The 17,492-nt window shown below is 66.3% G+C and carries 17 protein-coding genes; 13 read left to right on the top strand and 4 right to left on the bottom strand.

Annotation, left to right across the window (positions count from 1 at the left end; genetic code table 11):
* Positions 1-90 precede the first annotated feature (90 nt).
* Positions 91-741, top strand: a complete 651-nt coding sequence (locus tag U1703_RS04930; protein ID WP_332784825.1) for a sigma-70 family RNA polymerase sigma factor — start codon at positions 91-93, stop codon at positions 739-741.
* A complete protein-coding gene (locus tag U1703_RS04925; RefSeq protein WP_332784824.1) occupies positions 731-1,405 on the top strand; it encodes an anti-sigma factor in 675 nt (224 codons plus the stop codon). Before U1703_RS04930 ends, U1703_RS04925 begins: the two co-directional genes overlap by 11 nt.
* Positions 1,406-1,630: 225 nt before the next feature.
* Here U1703_RS04925 and U1703_RS04920 read toward each other — a convergent pair whose 3' ends face one another.
* Together U1703_RS04920 and U1703_RS04915 are read right to left on the bottom strand one after the other, a co-directional pair.
* Entirely contained in the window at positions 1,631-3,370 is a 1,740-nt protein-coding gene (locus U1703_RS04920) for a methyl-accepting chemotaxis protein (RefSeq protein WP_332784823.1), read from the bottom strand.
* 433 nt (positions 3,371-3,803) lie between these two features.
* Positions 3,804-5,042, bottom strand: a complete 1,239-nt coding sequence (locus U1703_RS04915) for a DUF2254 domain-containing protein (RefSeq protein WP_332784822.1) — start codon at positions 5,040-5,042, stop codon at positions 3,804-3,806.
* Positions 5,043-5,078: 36 nt separating this feature from the next.
* On the opposite strand from U1703_RS04915, the gene U1703_RS04910 reads away from it, so the two are divergent.
* Together U1703_RS04910 and U1703_RS04905 are read left to right on the top strand one after the other, a co-directional pair.
* Positions 5,079-5,372, top strand: a complete 294-nt coding sequence (locus U1703_RS04910; protein WP_332784821.1) for a hypothetical protein — start codon at positions 5,079-5,081, stop codon at positions 5,370-5,372.
* Between the two features lie 37 nt (positions 5,373-5,409).
* A complete protein-coding gene (locus U1703_RS04905; protein ID WP_503676839.1) occupies positions 5,410-6,267 on the top strand; it encodes a serine hydrolase in 858 nt (285 codons plus the stop codon).
* Positions 6,268-6,490: 223 nt separating this feature from the next.
* On the opposite strand, the gene U1703_RS04900 is transcribed toward U1703_RS04905, so the two are convergent.
* Positions 6,491-6,928 carry a hypothetical protein gene (locus U1703_RS04900; RefSeq protein ID WP_332784819.1) on the bottom strand — a complete coding sequence of 146 codons (438 nt, stop codon included), beginning with the start codon at positions 6,926-6,928 and terminating at the stop codon, positions 6,491-6,493.
* Between the two features lie 185 nt (positions 6,929-7,113).
* Here U1703_RS04900 and U1703_RS04895 point away from each other — a divergent pair, with 185 nt between their 5' ends.
* The 6 genes from U1703_RS04895 to lexA are packed head-to-tail and all read left to right on the top strand — an operon-like array spanning position 7,114 to position 11,928.
* Complete coding sequence (locus tag U1703_RS04895) at positions 7,114-7,728, top strand: anthranilate synthase component II (RefSeq protein WP_320452210.1); 615 nt, start codon at positions 7,114-7,116, stop codon at positions 7,726-7,728.
* Positions 7,725-8,720, top strand: a complete 996-nt coding sequence (gene trpD / locus U1703_RS04890) for an anthranilate phosphoribosyltransferase (RefSeq protein ID WP_332784818.1) — start codon at positions 7,725-7,727, stop codon at positions 8,718-8,720. Before U1703_RS04895 ends, trpD begins: the two co-directional genes overlap by 4 nt.
* On the top strand, positions 8,717-9,493 hold the full coding sequence (trpC, locus tag U1703_RS04885) for an indole-3-glycerol phosphate synthase TrpC (RefSeq protein ID WP_320452208.1): 777 nt from the start codon (positions 8,717-8,719) through the stop codon (positions 9,491-9,493). Before trpD ends, trpC begins: the two co-directional genes overlap by 4 nt.
* Entirely contained in the window at positions 9,490-9,957 is a 468-nt protein-coding gene (moaC, locus tag U1703_RS04880; RefSeq protein ID WP_332784817.1) for a cyclic pyranopterin monophosphate synthase MoaC, read from the top strand. Before trpC ends, moaC begins: the two co-directional genes overlap by 4 nt.
* 38 nt (positions 9,958-9,995) lie before the next feature.
* Positions 9,996-11,195 carry a molybdopterin molybdotransferase MoeA gene (locus U1703_RS04875; protein WP_332784816.1) on the top strand — a complete coding sequence of 400 codons (1,200 nt, stop codon included), beginning with the start codon at positions 9,996-9,998 and terminating at the stop codon, positions 11,193-11,195.
* A 55-nt stretch (positions 11,196-11,250) separates the two neighbouring features.
* Positions 11,251-11,928, top strand: a complete 678-nt coding sequence (gene lexA / locus U1703_RS04870; RefSeq protein WP_332784815.1) for a transcriptional repressor LexA — start codon at positions 11,251-11,253, stop codon at positions 11,926-11,928.
* Positions 11,929-12,336: 408 nt separating this feature from the next.
* Here lexA and U1703_RS04865 read toward each other — a convergent pair whose 3' ends face one another.
* On the bottom strand, positions 12,337-14,424 hold the full coding sequence (locus tag U1703_RS04865; RefSeq protein ID WP_332784814.1) for a ComEC/Rec2 family competence protein: 2,088 nt from the start codon (positions 14,422-14,424) through the stop codon (positions 12,337-12,339).
* Positions 14,425-14,518: 94 nt separating this feature from the next.
* Between U1703_RS04865 and gltX the strand changes: the two genes are divergently transcribed.
* From gltX to U1703_RS04850, 3 genes are read left to right on the top strand one after another with little or no spacing between them, the layout of a single operon-like run.
* A complete protein-coding gene (gltX, locus tag U1703_RS04860; protein WP_332784813.1) occupies positions 14,519-15,955 on the top strand; it encodes a glutamate--tRNA ligase in 1,437 nt (478 codons plus the stop codon).
* 2 nt (positions 15,956-15,957) lie between these two features.
* A complete protein-coding gene (locus U1703_RS04855) occupies positions 15,958-17,241 on the top strand; it encodes a citrate synthase (RefSeq protein ID WP_332784812.1) in 1,284 nt (427 codons plus the stop codon).
* 3 nt (positions 17,242-17,244) lie between these two features.
* Complete coding sequence (locus U1703_RS04850; protein ID WP_332784811.1) at positions 17,245-17,457, top strand: hypothetical protein; 213 nt, start codon at positions 17,245-17,247, stop codon at positions 17,455-17,457.
* Positions 17,458-17,492 lie beyond the last annotated feature (35 nt).

Genomic DNA, 17,492 nt, shown 5'->3' with positions numbered 1-17,492 from the left:
GAGGCCGGTTCCGACCAGGGCGGAAGTGCTGTCAGACGCCGCGTGGCAGGCGGCGCGTCACGGCCTGCGGCTCAAAGCAGCGCCGGGACCATGTCGACCATCGCGGCCGCCCCGAAGCATCCGTACGCGATCATTGGGTTGCCTGCCGACCGGCACGTCGATATCCCGTCTGTAGTGACGATAAACCAACCTGACAGTCGGCAGGAGCTTGCAAAAGCCCTGATCGCGACCGGTATCGAGGATCGCGCCGCTTTTCGCCAACTCTATGCGCTGACGTCGGCAAGGCTCTTCGGTGTCTGCCTTCGCATCTGTGGCGAGCGACAGGCGGCGGAGGATGTGCTGCAAGAGGTCTACGCCATCATCTGGCGGCGGGCCGGTGCCTATCAACCGGGGGAGGCCAGTCCGTTTGCCTGGTTGGCCACCATCGCCCGCAATCGCGCGATCGATTATCGTCGGGCCATGGGCCGTCGGCCCGCCACGTCGTTGGACGAGGTGGCGGAGCCTGCCGCATCGGGCCGTCTCGCCCTTGAGGGTCTTTTGCTGGACGAGGAGGAGCGCAAGCTGCACGGGTGCCTGGACCGCCTGAGCGATACGCAGCGCGACGCGATCCGAACGGCCTTCTTCGAAGGGATCACATATGCCGGGCTAGCCGATCTGCGCGAGGTGCCGACGAGCACCATCAAGAGCCGGATCAGGCGTGGCCTCGAACGCCTCAAGGAGTGTCTCGACAATGACGCCTGATGAGGCCGATCTGTCCGCGGCAGAACTGGCACTGGGCGTGCTGGAGGGTGACGAATATCGCGCGGCATCACGCCGGATGCTGGTGGATCCAGCCTTCGCGCGCGATGTCGCATGGTGGCGACGGCATCTGGCCGCCTTCTATCTCGAGGTGGAACCCGTCGAGCCGAGCGCCCAGTTGGAGCGCAAGATTCTGGCGGTGGGCGACAATGACAATCGCCCGGCGGGACCGTGGCGTGCGATCGCGGGTGTCGCCGGCATCGCGGCCGCCGTCCTGCTGACGGTCGTCGTCACCCGTCCCGACACGCCAGCCCCTGTCGCATCGCGTGTCAGCCAGCCTGCCCCCTTACTCTTTGCGGTGCTCACGCCCGAAAAGGCCGCGCCGATCGCCGCATTCTTCGATCCCAATACCCGCATATTGAAGCTGCGCGACGTACCGTCCGTGAGCCGTGGCCAGGATGCGCAGCTATGGGCGATCGGAAATGACGGGGTTCCCCATGCGGCGGGCCTCTTGAGCCGTGGGCGCGGTATTCCCCTGAAAATCTCTCCGCAGATTGCCATGGCGGCGGGCACCACCCTTGCCATCTCGGTGGAGCCGATGGGTGGCTCGCCCAAGCCGACACCGACAGGACCGGTCATTGCCACAGGACAGCTGACAAAAATCTGAGGGCCGATCCGCGCCGCTGCACCCGAAGACGGGTCGTGCGGTCAGTCAGGAGCGGCACACCATGCGGCGGGAGGGATCGTAACGCCCCCGGACGATCCGTGGCGCGATGACGGCGGCCGCGCTGCCCCGGGCACCGCCGCATTGGTACGATGATGATGCCAAGAAGGAACGGGAAGGCGTGGCGACGCCTCCCCGTTCCCCTATCGAGCCGCGCCGTGCGCTCCGTTATCCGGCTGCCGCACGCCGATATCGGTGATCGTCGAGGCGAGAGACATTGCTGGCGTCCTGCCCGCCATGATGGGCGATCGAGAAGCGTGACATTTGCCGGGAGAGTTCGTCGGCCTCCCCTGCCAGGCTCCGGGCGGCTGCGGTCGCCTCCTCGACCATGGCGGCGTTTTGCTGCGTGACCATATCCATCTGGCTGACGGCGATATTCACCTGCTGAAGCCCGCTGCTCTGGTTTTCGGCCGAGACGGCGATGTCGTTGACGAGTTGGTTGATCTCGGTGATGCGCGACACGATGCGCCCCAGCGCCTTGCCAGTCTCGTTGACCAGGCCGACGCCCGCATCGACCTGTTCGACGGACACCGAGATGCGCTCCTTGACGTCCTTGGCCGCGTCGGCGGACCTTTGGGCCAGGGCACGAACCTCGGAGGCGACGACCGCAAAGCCCTTGCCGGCATCGCCCGCTCGGGCAGCCTCCACCCCGGCGTTCAGGGCCAGCAGGTTGGTCTGGAACGCGATACCGTCGATAACCGATATGATGTCGGAAATTTCGGTGGAGGCCCGCTCGATCCCGTTCATCGCGGCCACGGCATCTTCCATGATCCGACCCGAATACTGGACCTCATCCTTGGCGTGACCGACCATCTCGCGCACCAGCCCGGCCTGCTCGGCCGTCTTGCGCACGGTGGTGGTGATCTCGTCCATCGCCGCAGCCGTTTCCTCCAGGCTGGCCGCCTGTTGCTCGGTCCGCTGCGACAGGTCATCGGATGCCTGCCGGATGTCCAAGGCGCTGTTGATGATCTCGCCGGACGACACCGATACCTGGGACATGGCACCCTGAAGCGCATCCGCCGCGCGATTGAAGTCGTTCTTGATCGCGGCAAAGGGACCATCGAGTTCATTGTCCAGACGGGACAGCAGGTCGCCCTCCGCCAGCTTGGACAGCGCGGCCCCCACGCTGTTGACGATCAGGGTCGCCTGCGCCTTCTTGGCCTGATCCGCCGCCAGCAGCTGCCCGCGCAGATTGTTGAGTGCGGCGGCCAGTTGCCCGACCTCGTCACGGCGATCAGCATCGATCGACGCGACGGCCATGTTCCCGCTGGCCAGTTCGGTCAGGCCCTGGGTGACCGCGTTTACCGGCCGGGCGATCTGCCGCACCAGCAGGACGAGGATGGCGATGGCCAGCAACAGGCTGACCAGCATTCCGCCGACGATGGCGCGGGAGATCATGGCGAAGGCCGCTTCCTGCGACGCCTGTCGCTCGGCCAGGAGCAGGTTTTCCGTGGCGATCACCGCCCCCGCCTGCGCGCGAAGCCGATCCATCAGCGCCTTGCCGAGGCCCTTCCCCGCACTGGCGCGCGCCTCCGCCTGCGTCGCCTGCGCCGCCATCAATGCGATATTCGGTAGTGCGATTTCATCACGCCAGCGTCGGGCCAACGCACCGACATCGGTCAGGCGGACCTGCTGCTCCGGATTGTCGCTGGTCAGTCGACGGGCTTCCTTCATCACGCGATCGAAGTCCGACATACCCTGATCATAGGGCGCCAGGAAATCTCGGTTGGCTGTCAGCAAATAGCCGCGAAGCCCCGTTTCCTGATTGATCATCGCTTCGACGAGCTTGTTCGAGGCCATGATGACCTTGTACGTGTGCTCGTTGATGTTCGTCGTCTCGCGAACCTGGTTCTTTTTGGTGTATATGACGAAGTTCATCGTCAACGTCAGCGCCAGAATAACCCCCAAACACAGGGCAAGCTTTCTCACCATTGTCAGGTTATCAAAAAAGCGCATAGGATCATATCCCGATGATATCCGCCATCTGCCATACACGGGCAATCTGGCGGCAAACTGATAACAGATCATGCCCCCGTATTTTCAATACTGATGACAGCTGCGCGATCATACACAGCATCAATCCGAACATGACGCGCAGCCGGATATGACCCACTCCGTTAAAAAGCGGTATACGGCCTGCACATGCGCCGTGATCTCATATATCTAATTTCTGCCGTTCCAGCGATTTTGAACGGAACCTATGAGTTTTTTACGCATTTTAGCATGTTTTCTTTTTTTTGCAGACCGCATGAGAAGCACACAACGCCCAACATCTTCTCCGCAACTACACTGTCTGCAATAACTATTTCCAAGCACCGCGTGCAAATGAGGGTTGCTGCTCTCACATCTGATCTCGATACACCGCCAGCGTTCTTGCCAGCGCGGCCTGGTCGAGCATCTCGCGCTCGACATTCTGCTTGAGCTCCACCCCCAGCGCCTGGGTTGTCTGACGGGCGTGTGGCAGGGCTTCACCAAGGGCATGAAGAACCTTGAAGGCGCGAATGGCCACCTCTTCCTCGCCAGCCCCTTCGCGCACGATCGGCGCGAAACCGGCGCGCACCAACTCGTCCACGGACGGACGCGGCACATGGACCGGCGGCAATTCATCGCCATGCGAAGGCGTCTGCGCCGGCAGTTCGCTCAGGGTCCGCAGCAGCGCGCTCAGCACCTCTATGGCGGTACCGGGATCGTTGGTGGCGGGGGCAAGCGCCCGCCCGGCAATCTCGCCAAGTGCGATCTGCCCCAGCCGGGGATCATGATCGAAATCACGATGCCGCTCGATGACAAACGCGTCCGACAGTTCGTCATCCCGTACCGCGCTACCGCCGACCACGCGGAGCAGCGGACGCCCCTTGTGCACCAGGGTGCCTGGGATCGCTTCCACATGCACGATGATGCCGTGGCTTCGCGCCACGCTCGCGAGGCGCCCGATATCGACATGGGTCACATAGCCGATGCCCTGCGACAGCACCGATCGCGCATTGGCCGGAACCGGAATAGCCGGTCGTCCACCCTGATAGGGATCCTTCGCGAACGCCACGATGGCGGATCGCGCCGCATCCTCGACCCGGTCGATCACATCCGACATCCGCCCGAATGCGGCAAGATGGGCGATCCAACGCAAGAGGGTGACGACCACCAGCGCCACGAGCAGGACCGTGGCGATCAACAGCAGCACCCGCCCCTGCCCACCGTAAAGGCGGGTTTGCAGGCCGATGATGCCCACCACGGCAAAGATGAACGCCCCGAGGAATGTCGAAAGCGCATTTTGCGACATGCGATCCGAGATCAGCAGCTGTGTCGCCCGCGGCGTCGCCAGCTGGGTTGCCGACGAATAGGCGCTGACCATGGCCGTCAAGGAGAAGGTGGTCACTGCCAGCATTGAGGAGGCGATGATCTCCAATACCGTGCCGACGGCATTCTGACCGATATCGCCGGTAAAATGATAGGGGACGGCTCGTGCGACGATCCCCGCAAAAGCGGCGACCACCACGCTGGCGGCGCTGATGAGCGCGGCGCGGAACCAGATCTTCCGAGCGATACGATGGAGGAGCCATCCGATACGAGCCTTTGAAAGCATTTGGCGCCTCTATACTTTGTCGCGGCTTACGCCACCTTGGCCGAAGATGGTCGTCGTCGACCCGAACTCGGCGCGTCGGGCATGATCGAACAACCACTGCAGGGCATCGAATGCCCGGTGGGTTATACGCGGGCCCGTGATGATCGGTTCACGATTCCCCTGAGCACGCCCGTTTCCCCTACCATGCCGCTCACCGCGACACGCCGTCCGGACGATCCGGAACCAGCTATCCGTGATTGGCGCTTCGTCGCCCGATATCGACTGGTCGCGCAGCCAGGTGAACTGGGCGCGGGCTTCGCCTCGGTATGGCGCAAAATGCGATTTTCATGATAGCGACGCGCGCAGGAACAAGCCACAAGAACGCCCTATGCGCCGACCATTCCTCGCCTGCACCCTTCTCTGCTGTATCGCCGGGGGCACGCTTCTCCCCGCCCCGGCGTCAGCGAGTTCGCCGGAGTTGACGGGCCTGGAGCGGACGCTCAACGCCCTGGTTGCGAGCCGATCGAGTGATTATGGCATCGCCGTGCTCGACCTGCGCAACGGTTCGGCGGCGTCCGTCAGGGGTGACATAGCGTACCCCATGGCCAGCACGGTGAAGCTTGCGATTGCCGGTGCCTATCTTACCGATGTCGACCATGGCCGACGCAGCCTGAGCGACATGATTGCGGGTCGGTCCGCCGCCACCCTGATGGAACTCATGATCGTGCGCAGCGACAATCACGCGGCCGATCTACTCCTTGCAAGGGTCGGTGGCCCGGCGGCGGTCCAGCAATGGCTGTCGTCGAACGGCATTTCCGGCATTCGGATAGACCGGAACATCGCACAATTGCTTCGCGAGCGTGGGCACCTCTTCGACAGCAAGGACGTCGCCACACCCAATGCCATGGTGTCGCTGTTGTACAAGCTGAACAGCGGCACGCTCCTGACTGTCGAAAGCCGCAGCCTGTTGTTCAACCTGATGAGCCGGTGCGTGACGGGCACGCGCCGGATCCGCGCCCTTCTGCCCGCAGGCACCCGCGTGGAAGACAAGACCGGAACGCTCGACGGCGTGACGAACGATGTCGGCTTTATCAACATGCCCGACGGTCGTCGGCTGGCCGTCGCCGTCTTCGCCAAGGGCGGTCGTGATCGCCAGGTCGGCATCGCTCAAGTCGCGCGCGTCATCTACGACCATTTCGCAGACCTCGGACGCAATGCGCTCACATATTTCATGGAGCTGAAATAGGTCGGTTTGACCACGGCTGATTCGGAAGGCTTTGCTGCATGAGTGCGCGCGCCACCTGTCTGAAGCAGGTAGCGAACACGCAAACCAAACTACTGCCTGTGGCGACGTTCGTTGCCACCAAGTCCTAACGGCGGCGAGCGCCACGACACCATTGAAAGAAATGGTAAGGCCACCGTCGTCAGGTCGCGAAGCACCCGCTCGCCCCGGACCTGCGGCCGGGCCCTTACTCTCCGTCAGCCGTGGCAGGCGGCGTAGCCTCGGCACGGCGGGCGCGGCGCTCGGCCTGGTATTGCTGGTTCCACATCATGCTGCACCCGCTCTGGCCGCCGGTGCCGACCGGCGAGCAGGTGTCGGGGATACCGCCCGCCACGCGACCGACCTGATCCATGGTCGCGGCGCGGTTGACCCAGCTCTGGTTCTGCGCCGGGATAGGGTTGTCGTTCCGCAGCGCCTTGGGGATGCGGTAGGGCTCGTCGTCGCGACCGCACACGACCACCTCTTCGGCCGTGCTTGCGGGGCATTTCTGATCACCGGTCAGCGTCACCTGGCGCACGCGCTTGGGCGGCTGTCCGGTCGAGGCCTGCTGATCCTGCGACGCCTGCTGGGCAAGCGCCGCCCCCGGGGTGAGCAACAAAGCGGCGATCAGGGCGACACGAACCATGGCGTTGAAACTCCTTCAATCCCTACAACGTCGAAGGCCGCGCATGGCTCCACGCTGAACGGCCGCCACACCAGAACCGGAATCGGGCGAATTTAGGGCCATGGTGCGCCGGGAAGCGTGATTTTGTCGTGCCGGGCGGCGTCGGCGGGCGTTGCACGCGGCGTACGATCGGCTATGGCAAGGCCATGATCCTGGTCGTCGACAATTACGACAGCTTCACCTGGAACCTCGTCCATTATCTTCAGGAATTGGGCAGTGAGGTGGAGGTGGTCCGCAATGACGCGATCTCGGCGGGCCAAGCGCTCTCGTCGGGAGCGCAAGCCTTTCTCATCTCTCCCGGCCCGTGCACGCCGACCGAGGCGGGCGTCAGCCTGGACCTGGTCGCCGCCGCCGCCGAGGCGGGTCGCCCGCTGCTGGGCGTATGCCTGGGCCATCAGGCGATCGGCCAGCATTTCGGCGGCCTCGTCCAGCGTGGCGGGCTGATGCATGGCAAGACCTCGCCCGTCCATCACGACGGCACCGGGCTTTTCCGCGGCCTGCCCTCCCCCTTCACCGCGACCCGTTATCACTCGCTGATCGTCAACGACGTGCCCGACAGCCTGGTCGTCAATGCACGTGCCGAGGATGGCACGGTGATGGGCTTCCGCCACGCCACGCTGCCGATCCACGGCGTCCAGTTCCATCCCGAAAGCATCGCCACCGAATATGGCCATGCGATGCTCGCCAATTTCCTGCGCGAGGCGGGCGTGGCGCATGAATTGCCCGAGCGGCTTCGCCCACCGGTCGGACACGCCGCGTGACCACCCTCACCCTGCTGCCCGATCCCGTCAGTCCGCTGTCGCGCGAAAGCGCCTATGCCGCGTTCGCCGACATTCTCGACGGCCGTGCCGGTGAAGAGGCGATCGCGACCTTCCTGATCGCCTTGTCCGAGCGCGGTGAAACCTCGATCGAGATTGCCGAGGCGGCCCGCGCCATGCGCGAACGGCTGATCCCGATCGAAGCGCCCGAGGGCACGATCGACGTCTGCGGCACCGGCGGCGACGGGCACCACACGCTGAACGTCTCGACCGCGGTATCGCTGGTCGTGGCGGCGCTGGGCGTGCCGGTCGCCAAGCATGGCAACCGCGCGGCGTCGTCCAAGGCGGGGGCGGCCGATACGCTGGAGGTGCTCGGCCTCGACATGGAGCGTGCGGGGCTGGTTGCGCAGGCCAGCCTGGCCGATATCGGCATCGCTTTCCTGTTCGCCGCCAACCACCATCCCGCGATGGCGCGGATCACGCCGATCCGACGGCAGATCGGTCGGCGGACGATCTTCAACTTGATGGGGCCGCTCGCCAATCCCGCGCATGTCGGCCGCCAGCTGATCGGCATCGCGCGTCCCGATTACGCCAGCGTCTATGCCGAGGCGCTGGACCAGCTGGGTGCCGAGGCGGCGTTGGTCGTGTCGGGCGAGGAAGGGCTGGACGAGCTGTCGGGCGCAGGCCCCAGCATCGCGGTGTCCGTCGGCGACATCACCGCGCCCGCGACGATCTCGCCCGAGGATGCGGGGCTCCCTCGCCACCCCATCACCGCCATTCGCGGCGGCGACGCCCGGCACAATGCCGGGGCGCTTCGCCGCCTTCTCGCCGGAGAGACGGGCGCGTACCGCGACGCCGTCCTCCTCAACGCCGCCGCCGCGCTGCTGGTCGCCGGGCACAGCCGCGACCTGCATACTGGCGCGGTCGCCGCTGCCCGCGCGATCGACACGGGCGAGGCCGCGGCGCTCCTCGATCGATGGATTGCCTACCGATGACGATGCTCGACCGCATCCTGGAAACCAAGCGTGCCGATGTCGCGGCGCGCAAGGCGACGATGTCGCACGCCGATCTGGACGCCAAGATCGCGACCGTCTCCGCGCCGCGTGGCTTTCGTGCCGCGCTCGACGCCAAGACTGGCCATGCGCTGATCGCCGAGGTCAAGAAGGCCAGCCCGTCCAAGGGGCTGATCCGCGAGGATTTCGATCCCCCCGCCCATGCCCGCGCCTATGAGGCCGGGGGTGCGGCCTGCCTGTCGGTGCTGACCGACGAACGCTGGTTCCAGGGGGCGGACGTGTTCCTGGAACAGGCGCGGGCGGCGGTGTCGATCCCGGTCCTGCGCAAGGACTTCATGGTCGACCCCTGGCAGGTCCACGAGTCGCGTGCGCTGGGCGCCGACGCGATCCTGATCATCGTCGCCGCGCTGGACGACACGCAGATGCAGGAGATCGAGGCCGCCGCGATCGAATGCGGCATGGACGCCCTGGTCGAGGTGCACGACGCCGCCGAGATGGAGCGTGCCGCTCGGCTCAAGTCGCGCCTGATCGGGGTGAACAACCGCGACCTTCGCGACTTCTCGGTCGACTTCCAGCGGACCTACGAACTGGTCGGCCATGCCCCCGCCGGATCGACCTTCGTCGCCGAGAGCGGCCTGACGACGCGTGCCGACCTGGACGCGATGGCCGCACATGGCATTCGCTGCTTCCTTGTCGGCGAGGCGCTGATGCGTCAGCATGACGTCGAGGCGGCAACCCGCGCGCTGATCGGATGAGCGGCCTTACCCATCTGGACGACGAAGGCTCGGCCCGCATGGTCGATGTCGGGGCCAAGGCGGTGACGGCGCGGCAGGCGATCGCGCAGGGTCGTGTCACCATGGCCCGCGACGCCGCCGCCGCGATCCGAGCAGGCAGCGTCCAGAAGGGCGACGTACTGGCGGTCGCGCGCGTGGCAGGCATCATGGCCGCCAAGCGGACCAGCGACCTGATCCCGCTCTGCCACCCGCTGCCGCTCAGCAAGGTCGAGATCGATCTGATGCTGGACGAAACCGGCGTGACCGCGACCGCGACGGCCGCGACGGCGGGCCAGACGGGCGTCGAGATGGAGGCGCTGACCGCCGTGTCGGTGACGCTGCTGACCGTCTACGACATGGCCAAGGCGCTCGATAAGCGCATGACGATCGGCGATATTCGCCTGATCGCCAAGACCGGCGGCAAGTCGGGCGACTGGCACGCCTGACGCCCCCCTTCCGGGAACGCGCCGCCGTCCCGCGCGTCATGGGTGCAACAGGAGCGACCGTCATTCTCTTACCCGTCCCCGAAGCCCAGAAGCGCCTGCTGGCGCTGACCACCGAACGTCCGATCGTCGACGTGCCATTGCGTGAAGCGGCGGGACGCTGGGCCGCGCGGGACATTGCGGCCCGGCGTACCCAGCCGTCCAGCGACCTGTCGGCGATGGACGGCTATGCGATCCGCTTCGCCGACATGCCGGGGCCTTGGACGGTGATCGGCGAGAGCGCGGCGGGACGGCCCTTCACCGGGACCATCGCGGTGGGAGAGGCCACCCGGATCTTCACCGGTGCGGCGCTGCCGCCGGGTGCCGATACGGTCCTGATCCAGGAAGAGGCCGGACGGGATGGCGATGCCCTGCTGCTGACCGGCGAAGGGCCCGGCCATCTGGGCCGCAACGTGCGGCGGCGCGGGCTGGACTTCGACGAGGGCGCGACGCTGATCACGGCGGGTCAGCGGCTGACTCCGGCCCGGATCGCGGTGGCTGCGACCGGTGGGCATAGCACCCTGCCCGTCCGCCAGCATGTTCGCGTCGCGATCGCCGCCACCGGTGACGAACTGGTGCCGCCCGGCTCGGGCGATCCCGCCGCCTTGCCCGAATCGAACGGCGTCATGCTCGCCGCGCTGCTCGCCGACCTACCGGTCGAGATCATCGACCTGGGCATCCTGCCCGACGACCTCAATGCCTTGCGCGATGCCTTTGCCGGGGTCGAGGCCGATCTGCTGGTGACGACCGGCGGTGCATCCGTCGGCGACCATGATCTGGTACAGCCCGCGCTGAAGGCGGCGGGCGGCCAGGTCGATTTCTGGCGGATCGCGCTTCGCCCCGGCAAACCGATGATGGCCGGACGCCTGGGTGACACGGTCGTACTCAGCCTCCCGGGCAATCCCGTCTCCGCCTTCGTGACCGCGACGCTGTTCGTCCGGCCGCTGATCGCGCATATGGCGGGCGCGGCCGATCCGTTTCCCGCCCCGATCCCGGCGATCCTGGGGGAGGACCTGCCCGCCAACGGCCCGCGGATCGATTACCTGCGCGCCGCGATGATCGACGGCCGGGTCCATGCCGCCGCCATTCAGGACAGCTCGATGCTGCTTACCCTGGCGCGTTCGACCTGCCTGATCATCCGCCCGCCGCATGTCCCCGCCGCACGAGCCGGCGACTCGGCGGAAATCCTGATGCTAGCTTGACGCAAGCCAAAACGTTCCATATAAGTTCCACGTCTGTTCTGGACGGAGGATCGCGATGCTCACCGCAAAGCAGCATGAGCTTGTCTGCTTCATCAACGACCGTTTGAAGGAAACCGGCGTGTCGCCGTCCTTCGAGGAGATGAAGGAGGCGCTGGACCTCAAGTCCAAGTCCGGTGTCCATCGCCTGATCTCCGCGCTGGAGGAACGCCACTTCATTCGTCGCCTGCCCAACCGCGCCCGCGCGCTGGAAGTGCTGCGGATGCCCGATCGCCCCGAAAAGCCCGTGGCTGCGCCGACCGAGGCCAATGTGCGGCCCCCGGCGCCCAAGCCGATCGCCGAACCGGCCAATGACGTGGTCGAGATTCCGTTGCATGGCCGCATCGCCGCCGGCCTGCCGATCGAGGCGTTCGAGGGCAGCTCGACGCTGGCGGTGCCTGCTGCCCTGCTGGGTGCAGGCGAGCATTATGCGTTGGAAGTGTCGGGCGATTCGATGGTCGAGGCGGGTATCCTGGACGGCGACTATGCGCTGATCCGCCGCACCGACGTGGCCCGCGACGGCCAGATCGTCGTGGCGCTGATCGACGATGCGGAGGCGACGCTCAAATATTTCCGGCGTGAAGGCTCGATGGTCCGCCTTGACCCCGCCAACCGTGCCTATGACCCGCAACGTTATGCCCCTGCCCAAGTGCGCGTGCAGGGCAAGCTGTCGGGCATACTCCGCCGCTACGACTGAGCTTGGGTTGGTTCGTTGCCCTGCCCTTTAACGGGACAGAAGGCGAAGACCACGGAATGTGAGAAGGGGGTGCTGGCTATCGGCCCTTCCCTCGCCTCTCGCCAAAGGAGAGGCTTGCACAGACTCGGGCATGGCATGGCATGGCATGGCATGGCATGGCATGGCATGGCATGGCATGGCATGGCATGGCATGGCATGGCATGGCATGGCATGGCATGGCATGGCATGGCATGGCAAAGGCTTGGAGGCTGATCCAGTCAAGCCGAAACACCACCCCGGCGGAGGCCGGGGTCCAGTTGGGGGTGCGGTGGTGGTCGACCGACGCGTTCCATCAATGAAACCTTCGCAACTGGACCCCGGCCTCCGCCGGGGTGGTAAGGCCATAGTTCAGGTCAGGCGGATCAAACTCTAGCGCCCCTGCCCCATGGCCGTGGGGATCCACGGATGCCGGTCCCCCGGCTGGCGCACCATCCGAACCGACGGCGGGTCAAGCCGGATCGAAACCCCACCGGTCCGTCGCAAGGCACCGCTATCCAGCTTCAGCCAGCGCGGCCAACACGCCGCGGGCAGGCGCCGGTCGGCAACGACGATATCGACCTTGCCGCACAGTTCGATCAGCCGCGCCCATAGCACCGGATAGCCGCTGCGCGTCGCCGCAATCCGCCAAGTCCGATCCCCTCGCGCCAGCCGCGTCACGCACATATCGGGCCCGCACCGCGCATTGCCCTGGTCGGCCAGCGCCAGCGGCTCGCCACCCGCCCCGCTCAGTTCGGTCAGGGTGGTGCGCATATAATCCCCTGCCCGGTCGCGCAGCAGCGCCACGCGATCCCCCGCCATGACCGCGACATGCCGCCCGTCGCCGGTCACGATCAGGTCCGGCGTCGGCGCGGCCAGCATGATGCCGATCGCCAGCATCAAGGGCGGCAGGCCCAACCACCGCCACCGCGTCCGCCACAACGCGATCCAAACTCCCCCGACCACCGCCACCGCAAATGCGCAGGGTGAGGCGACCGGCAGCGCGACGACCGACCCCGGCATGGCCGACACCCAGCGCGCCAGGGCCAGCAGCAATCCCAAGGCCTTGCCCAGCAGCCACCAGAAGGGGCCGCCCCAGCCCAGCGGCTCGAGCAGCAGCGCAATCATCTCCAGCGGCATCGCCACGAACGTCGTCCAGGGGATGGCGACGATGTTGGCCAGCGCGCCGTAAAGCCCCGCCTTGTGGAAATGAAAGACGGCGATCGGCATCAGCGCGGCTTCGACGACGATCCCGGTCGCGAGCAACGCACCCAACTGGCGTAGCGCCGACCAGCGCCAGTCGGGATGCGGCCCCAGCCACCGTCGGACCGTCGGATGCTCGTGCAGCGCGACGATCGCGGTGATCGCGGCGAAGGATAGCTGGAAGCTTGCGCCGACCAGCGCCTCGGGTCGGAACAGCAGGACGATCAATGCCCCCGCCGCCACCAGCCGCAGGGTCATCGCCTCGCGTCCCAGCGCCAGGGCGGTCAGGACCAGGATCGCGGCGACGCAGGAACGGATGGTCGGCACCTCCGCGCCCGTCAGCCAGGTATAGCCGATCGCCGCCACCGCCCCGGCCGCCGCCCCCACCAGCGGCAGCCGCACACGCAGCGCCAGCCATGGCCACAGCGCGAGCAGCCGTATGGTCAGCACCATGACGATCCCGACGACCGCGGTGATATGCAGCCCGCTGACCGATAGCAGATGGGCGAGACCGGCACGCCGCATCGCCTCGGCATCCGCCTCGCCGATCGCGCCGACATCGCCGGTCGCCAGCGCCGCCGCGATCCCGCCCTCGCTTCCCGTCAGTCGGCTGGTGATACGGTGCGACAGGCGCTGGCGCAGCCCCTCGCCCCGATCGGCCGGGGTGAGCAGCGTCACCGGGGCGAAACCGCGTCCCGTCGCGCCGATGCCCTGGAACCAGGCGGCACGTGCGAAGTCATAACCACCGGGGGCAACCGCCGGCGCTGGCGGCATCAGGCGGGCACGCAACCGAACCTGCGCGCCTAGACCCAGCCCGGCGGGCGCATCCCCCTCGTCCAGCGATACCCGGATTCGGGGTGGCAGGACGACACTGCGCGCCCGCCCATCGGCGGCTCCCATCGGTTTGAGCATCAGTCGGACGATCCGCCGGGCCGCCAGCCGATCGCTCGCCTCCACCACGGCGGTCAGGTCGACCGTCATCGGCCGTGCAAGCACCGGGGCGCGAACCGACTCGGCACGCCCCCAGACGATCGCCAACCCCGCCAGCACCAGGAACGCCGCGATCCCCACCGATCGCGCCACCCGGCCAGTACCCATCCCGGTCACCGCCGCCAGCCCGATCCCGGCGACCAGCAGCGCGACGGCGCACCATGCGCGGGGATCGGGCAGGACGAACCAGGCCGCGATCCCGATGCCGAGCATCACCGGCACCCACAGCGCCAGCTGATCGCGTTCGGCCTGCGCCCATGTCTCGATCATCGCCCCGATCTTCGTCAACAGGGGGCGCGGCATTTGGCGGCGCGGTCGCTTGATGCTAGGGGCTGCGGCGGCTGAATGGGCCATCGAAATTCATGATTGGGAGTATGCGCGGTTGAGCGCAACTAATGATATCGCCACCGGGTCGAATGCCACGCCAGTGGTAACCCGTTTCGCGCCCTCGCCGACCGGCTTCCTCCATATCGGCGGCGCTCGGACCGCGCTGTTCAACTGGTTGTTCGCGCGGGCGAACGGCGGCAAGTTCCTGCTGCGCATCGAGGATACGGACCGCGCCCGCTCGACCCAGCCCGCGATCGACGCGATCCTGGACGGCATGCGCTGGCTGGGCCTGGACTGGGACGGCGACGCCGTGTTCCAGTTCGCCCGTGCGGACCGCCATGCCGAAGTCGCGCGTGAGATGATGGCACAGGGTAACGCCTATCGCTGCTACATGACGCAGGACGAGATCGCCGCGCAGCGCGAAGCAGCGCAGGCCGCCAAGCAGCCGCTGCGCATCCGCTCGCCCTGGCGCGACGCCGATCCCGCCACCGCGCCCGAGGGCCAGCCCTTCGTCGTCCGCCTGCGCGCGCCGCGCGAAGGGTCGGTGACGATCGAGGACCGGGTGCAGGGCAGCGTCACCGTGCAGAATGCCGAGCTGGACGATCTGGTCCTGCTCCGTTCGGACGGCACGCCGACCTATATGCTGGCGGTGGTGGTCGACGACCATGACATGGGCGTGACCCATGTCATTCGCGGCGACGATCACTTGAACAACGCCTTCCGGCAGTTGCCGATCTATAAGGCGATGGGCTGGGCCGAGCCGATCTATGCGCATATCCCGCTGATCCATGGATCGGACGGGGCCAAGCTGTCCAAGCGCCACGGCGCGGTCGGGATCGAGGCGTATCGCGACGAGATGGGCATCCTTCCCGAAGCGCTCGACAATTATCTGCTCCGCCTGGGCTGGGGTCACGGCGATGCCGAGATCATTTCGCGCGACGAAGCGGTGAAGTGGTTCGACCTTGCCGCCGTCGGCAAGGCGCCGTCGCGCTTCGACATCAAGAAGCTGGAAAACCTGAACGGCCATTATATCCGCGAGTCCGACGATGCGCGGCTGGCCGAACTGGTCGCCAAGCGGATGGGCGAAACCGACACCGCGCTGCTGACCGCCGCCATGCCCTCGCTGAAGCCGCGCGCGGCCAATTTGAACGAATTGGCCGAGGGCGCACGCTTCCTTTTCGCGCGTCGACCGTTGAGCCTCGACGAGGCTGCCACCGGCCTGCTCGATGAAAAGGCACGGGGCATTCTCGTTTCCGTTCACGCCGCGCTTGACGCGGTGCACAACTGGGATACGGAGCTTTTGGAAGACGCGGTACGCAAGGTGGCCGAAACCGAGGGCGTAAAGCTCGGACAGGTCGCCCAGCCGCTCCGCGCTGCCTTGACCGGACGCAAGACGTCCCCGGGGATCTTCGACGTGCTCGCATTGCTGGGCCGTGAAGAAAGCCTGGGGCGGATCGCGGACCAGATGACCGCAGATAGGAAGGATCACTGAGTATGAGCGACACCGCGAAGTTCAATGTCGACGGCAAAGAGTTCGACTATCCGGTCATGTCGGGCACGATCGGCCCGGACGTGGTCGACATCCGCAAGCTATATGCCCAGACGGGCGCCTTCACCTATGATCCCGGCTTCACCTCGACCGCGTCGTGCCAGTCGGAACTGACTTATATCGACGGCGACGAGGGCGTGCTGCTCCACCGCGGCTATGCGATCGGCGAGCTGGCCGAGCAGTCGAGCTTCATGGAGGTCGCCTATCTCCTGCTGAACGGCGAGCTGCCCAGCAAGGACGAGCTGTCGGGCTTCACCACCACCATTACGCGCCACACCATGGTGCATGAGCAGCTGGCGGCGTTCTTCCGTGGCTTCCGCCGGGACGCGCACCCGATGGCGATCATGTGCGGTGTCGTCGGCGCGCTGTCGGCCTTCTATCACGACTCGACCGACATCCATGACCCGGTGCAGCGCACGATCGCGTCGCACCGCCTGATCGCCAAGATCCCGACGATCGCGGCGATGGCGTACAAGTACAGCGTGGGCCAGCCCTTCCTGTACCCGGACAACTCGCTGTCCTACACCGGCAACTTCCTGCGCATGACCTTCGGCGTTCCGGCCGAGCCGTATGAGGTGAACCCGGCCGTCGAAAAGGCGATGGACCGCATCTTCATCCTGCACGCTGACCACGAGCAGAACGCCTCGACCTCGACCGTCCGCCTGGCCGGTTCGTCGGGCGCCAATCCGTTCGCGTGCATCGCGGCGGGCATCGCCTGCCTGTGGGGTCCGGCGCATGGCGGCGCGAACGAAGCCGCGCTCAACATGCTGCGTGAGATTGGCACGCCCGACCGCATCCCCGAGTTCATCGCGCGCGCCAAGGACAAGAACGATCCGTTCCGCCTGATGGGCTTCGGTCACCGCGTCTACAAGAACTACGACCCGCGCGCGACCGTGATGCAGAAGACCGTGCGCGAAGTGTTCGACGCGCTGAAGGTCAACGACCCGCTGTTCGAGACGGCTCTGCGCCTCGAAGAGATCGCACTGAACGATCCGTATTTCGTCGAGAAGAAGCTGTTCCCGAACGTCGACTTCTATTCGGGCGTGATCCTGTCGGCGATCGGCTTCCCGACCGAGATGTTCACCGTGCTGTTCGCACTCGCCCGCACCGTCGGCTGGGTCGCGCAGTGGAACGAGATGATCACCGATCCCGACCAGAAGATCGGTCGCCCGCGTCAGCTGTACACCGGCCCGACGCAGCGTTCGTACGTTCCGGTCGAGCAGCGCTAAGCCATGAACCGGGCCCGGCCTATCCTGATCGCCATCGGCGTCCTTCTGGCGCTGACCGGTGGCTTATGGATCGGTCAGGGCCTGGGCTTTATCCACTGGCCGGACGAAAGCTTCATGCTGGGTCGTGGCGAGTGGGCCGATCGAGGCGCCTTCGTCGCGATCGGCGGGCTGGCGCTGATCCTGGTCGCACGGCGGCTGCCCAGACGGCGACGCTGAACGACCGGATCACGGATCGGAAAAGGGCTCCTTCG

This window comes from Sphingomonas flavida, assembly GCF_036663655.1.
Lineage (GTDB): Bacteria > Pseudomonadota > Alphaproteobacteria > Sphingomonadales > Sphingomonadaceae > Sphingomonas.
The sequence above is the reverse complement of the archived record's forward strand: the minus strand, read 5'-3'. Positions and strand labels throughout refer to the sequence as shown.

Excerpts from the sequence above, each read along its gene's own strand:
- U1703_RS04895 (WP_320452210.1), top strand. The coding sequence starts at position 7,114 with ATGATCCTGGTCGTCGACAATTACGACAGCTTCACCTGGAACCTCGTC.
- moaC (WP_332784817.1), top strand. The coding sequence starts at position 9,490 with ATGAGCGGCCTTACCCATCTGGACGACGAAGGCTCGGCCCGCATGGTC.
- U1703_RS04905 (WP_503676839.1), top strand. The coding sequence starts at position 5,410 with ATGCGCCGACCATTCCTCGCCTGCACCCTTCTCTGCTGTATCGCCGGG.
- U1703_RS04850 (WP_332784811.1), top strand. The coding sequence starts at position 17,245 with ATGAACCGGGCCCGGCCTATCCTGATCGCCATCGGCGTCCTTCTGGCG.
- U1703_RS04900 (WP_332784819.1), bottom strand. The coding sequence starts at position 6,928 with ATGGTTCGTGTCGCCCTGATCGCCGCTTTGTTGCTCACCCCGGGGGCG.
- lexA (WP_332784815.1), top strand. The coding sequence starts at position 11,251 with ATGCTCACCGCAAAGCAGCATGAGCTTGTCTGCTTCATCAACGACCGT.
- U1703_RS04855 (WP_332784812.1), top strand. The coding sequence starts at position 15,958 with ATGAGCGACACCGCGAAGTTCAATGTCGACGGCAAAGAGTTCGACTAT.
- trpC (WP_320452208.1), top strand. The coding sequence starts at position 8,717 with ATGACGATGCTCGACCGCATCCTGGAAACCAAGCGTGCCGATGTCGCG.
- U1703_RS04915 (WP_332784822.1), bottom strand. The coding sequence starts at position 5,042 with ATGCTTTCAAAGGCTCGTATCGGATGGCTCCTCCATCGTATCGCTCGG.
- U1703_RS04930 (WP_332784825.1), top strand. The coding sequence starts at position 91 with ATGTCGACCATCGCGGCCGCCCCGAAGCATCCGTACGCGATCATTGGG.
- U1703_RS04875 (WP_332784816.1), top strand. The coding sequence starts at position 9,996 with ATGGGTGCAACAGGAGCGACCGTCATTCTCTTACCCGTCCCCGAAGCC.
- U1703_RS04925 (WP_332784824.1), top strand. The coding sequence starts at position 731 with ATGACGCCTGATGAGGCCGATCTGTCCGCGGCAGAACTGGCACTGGGC.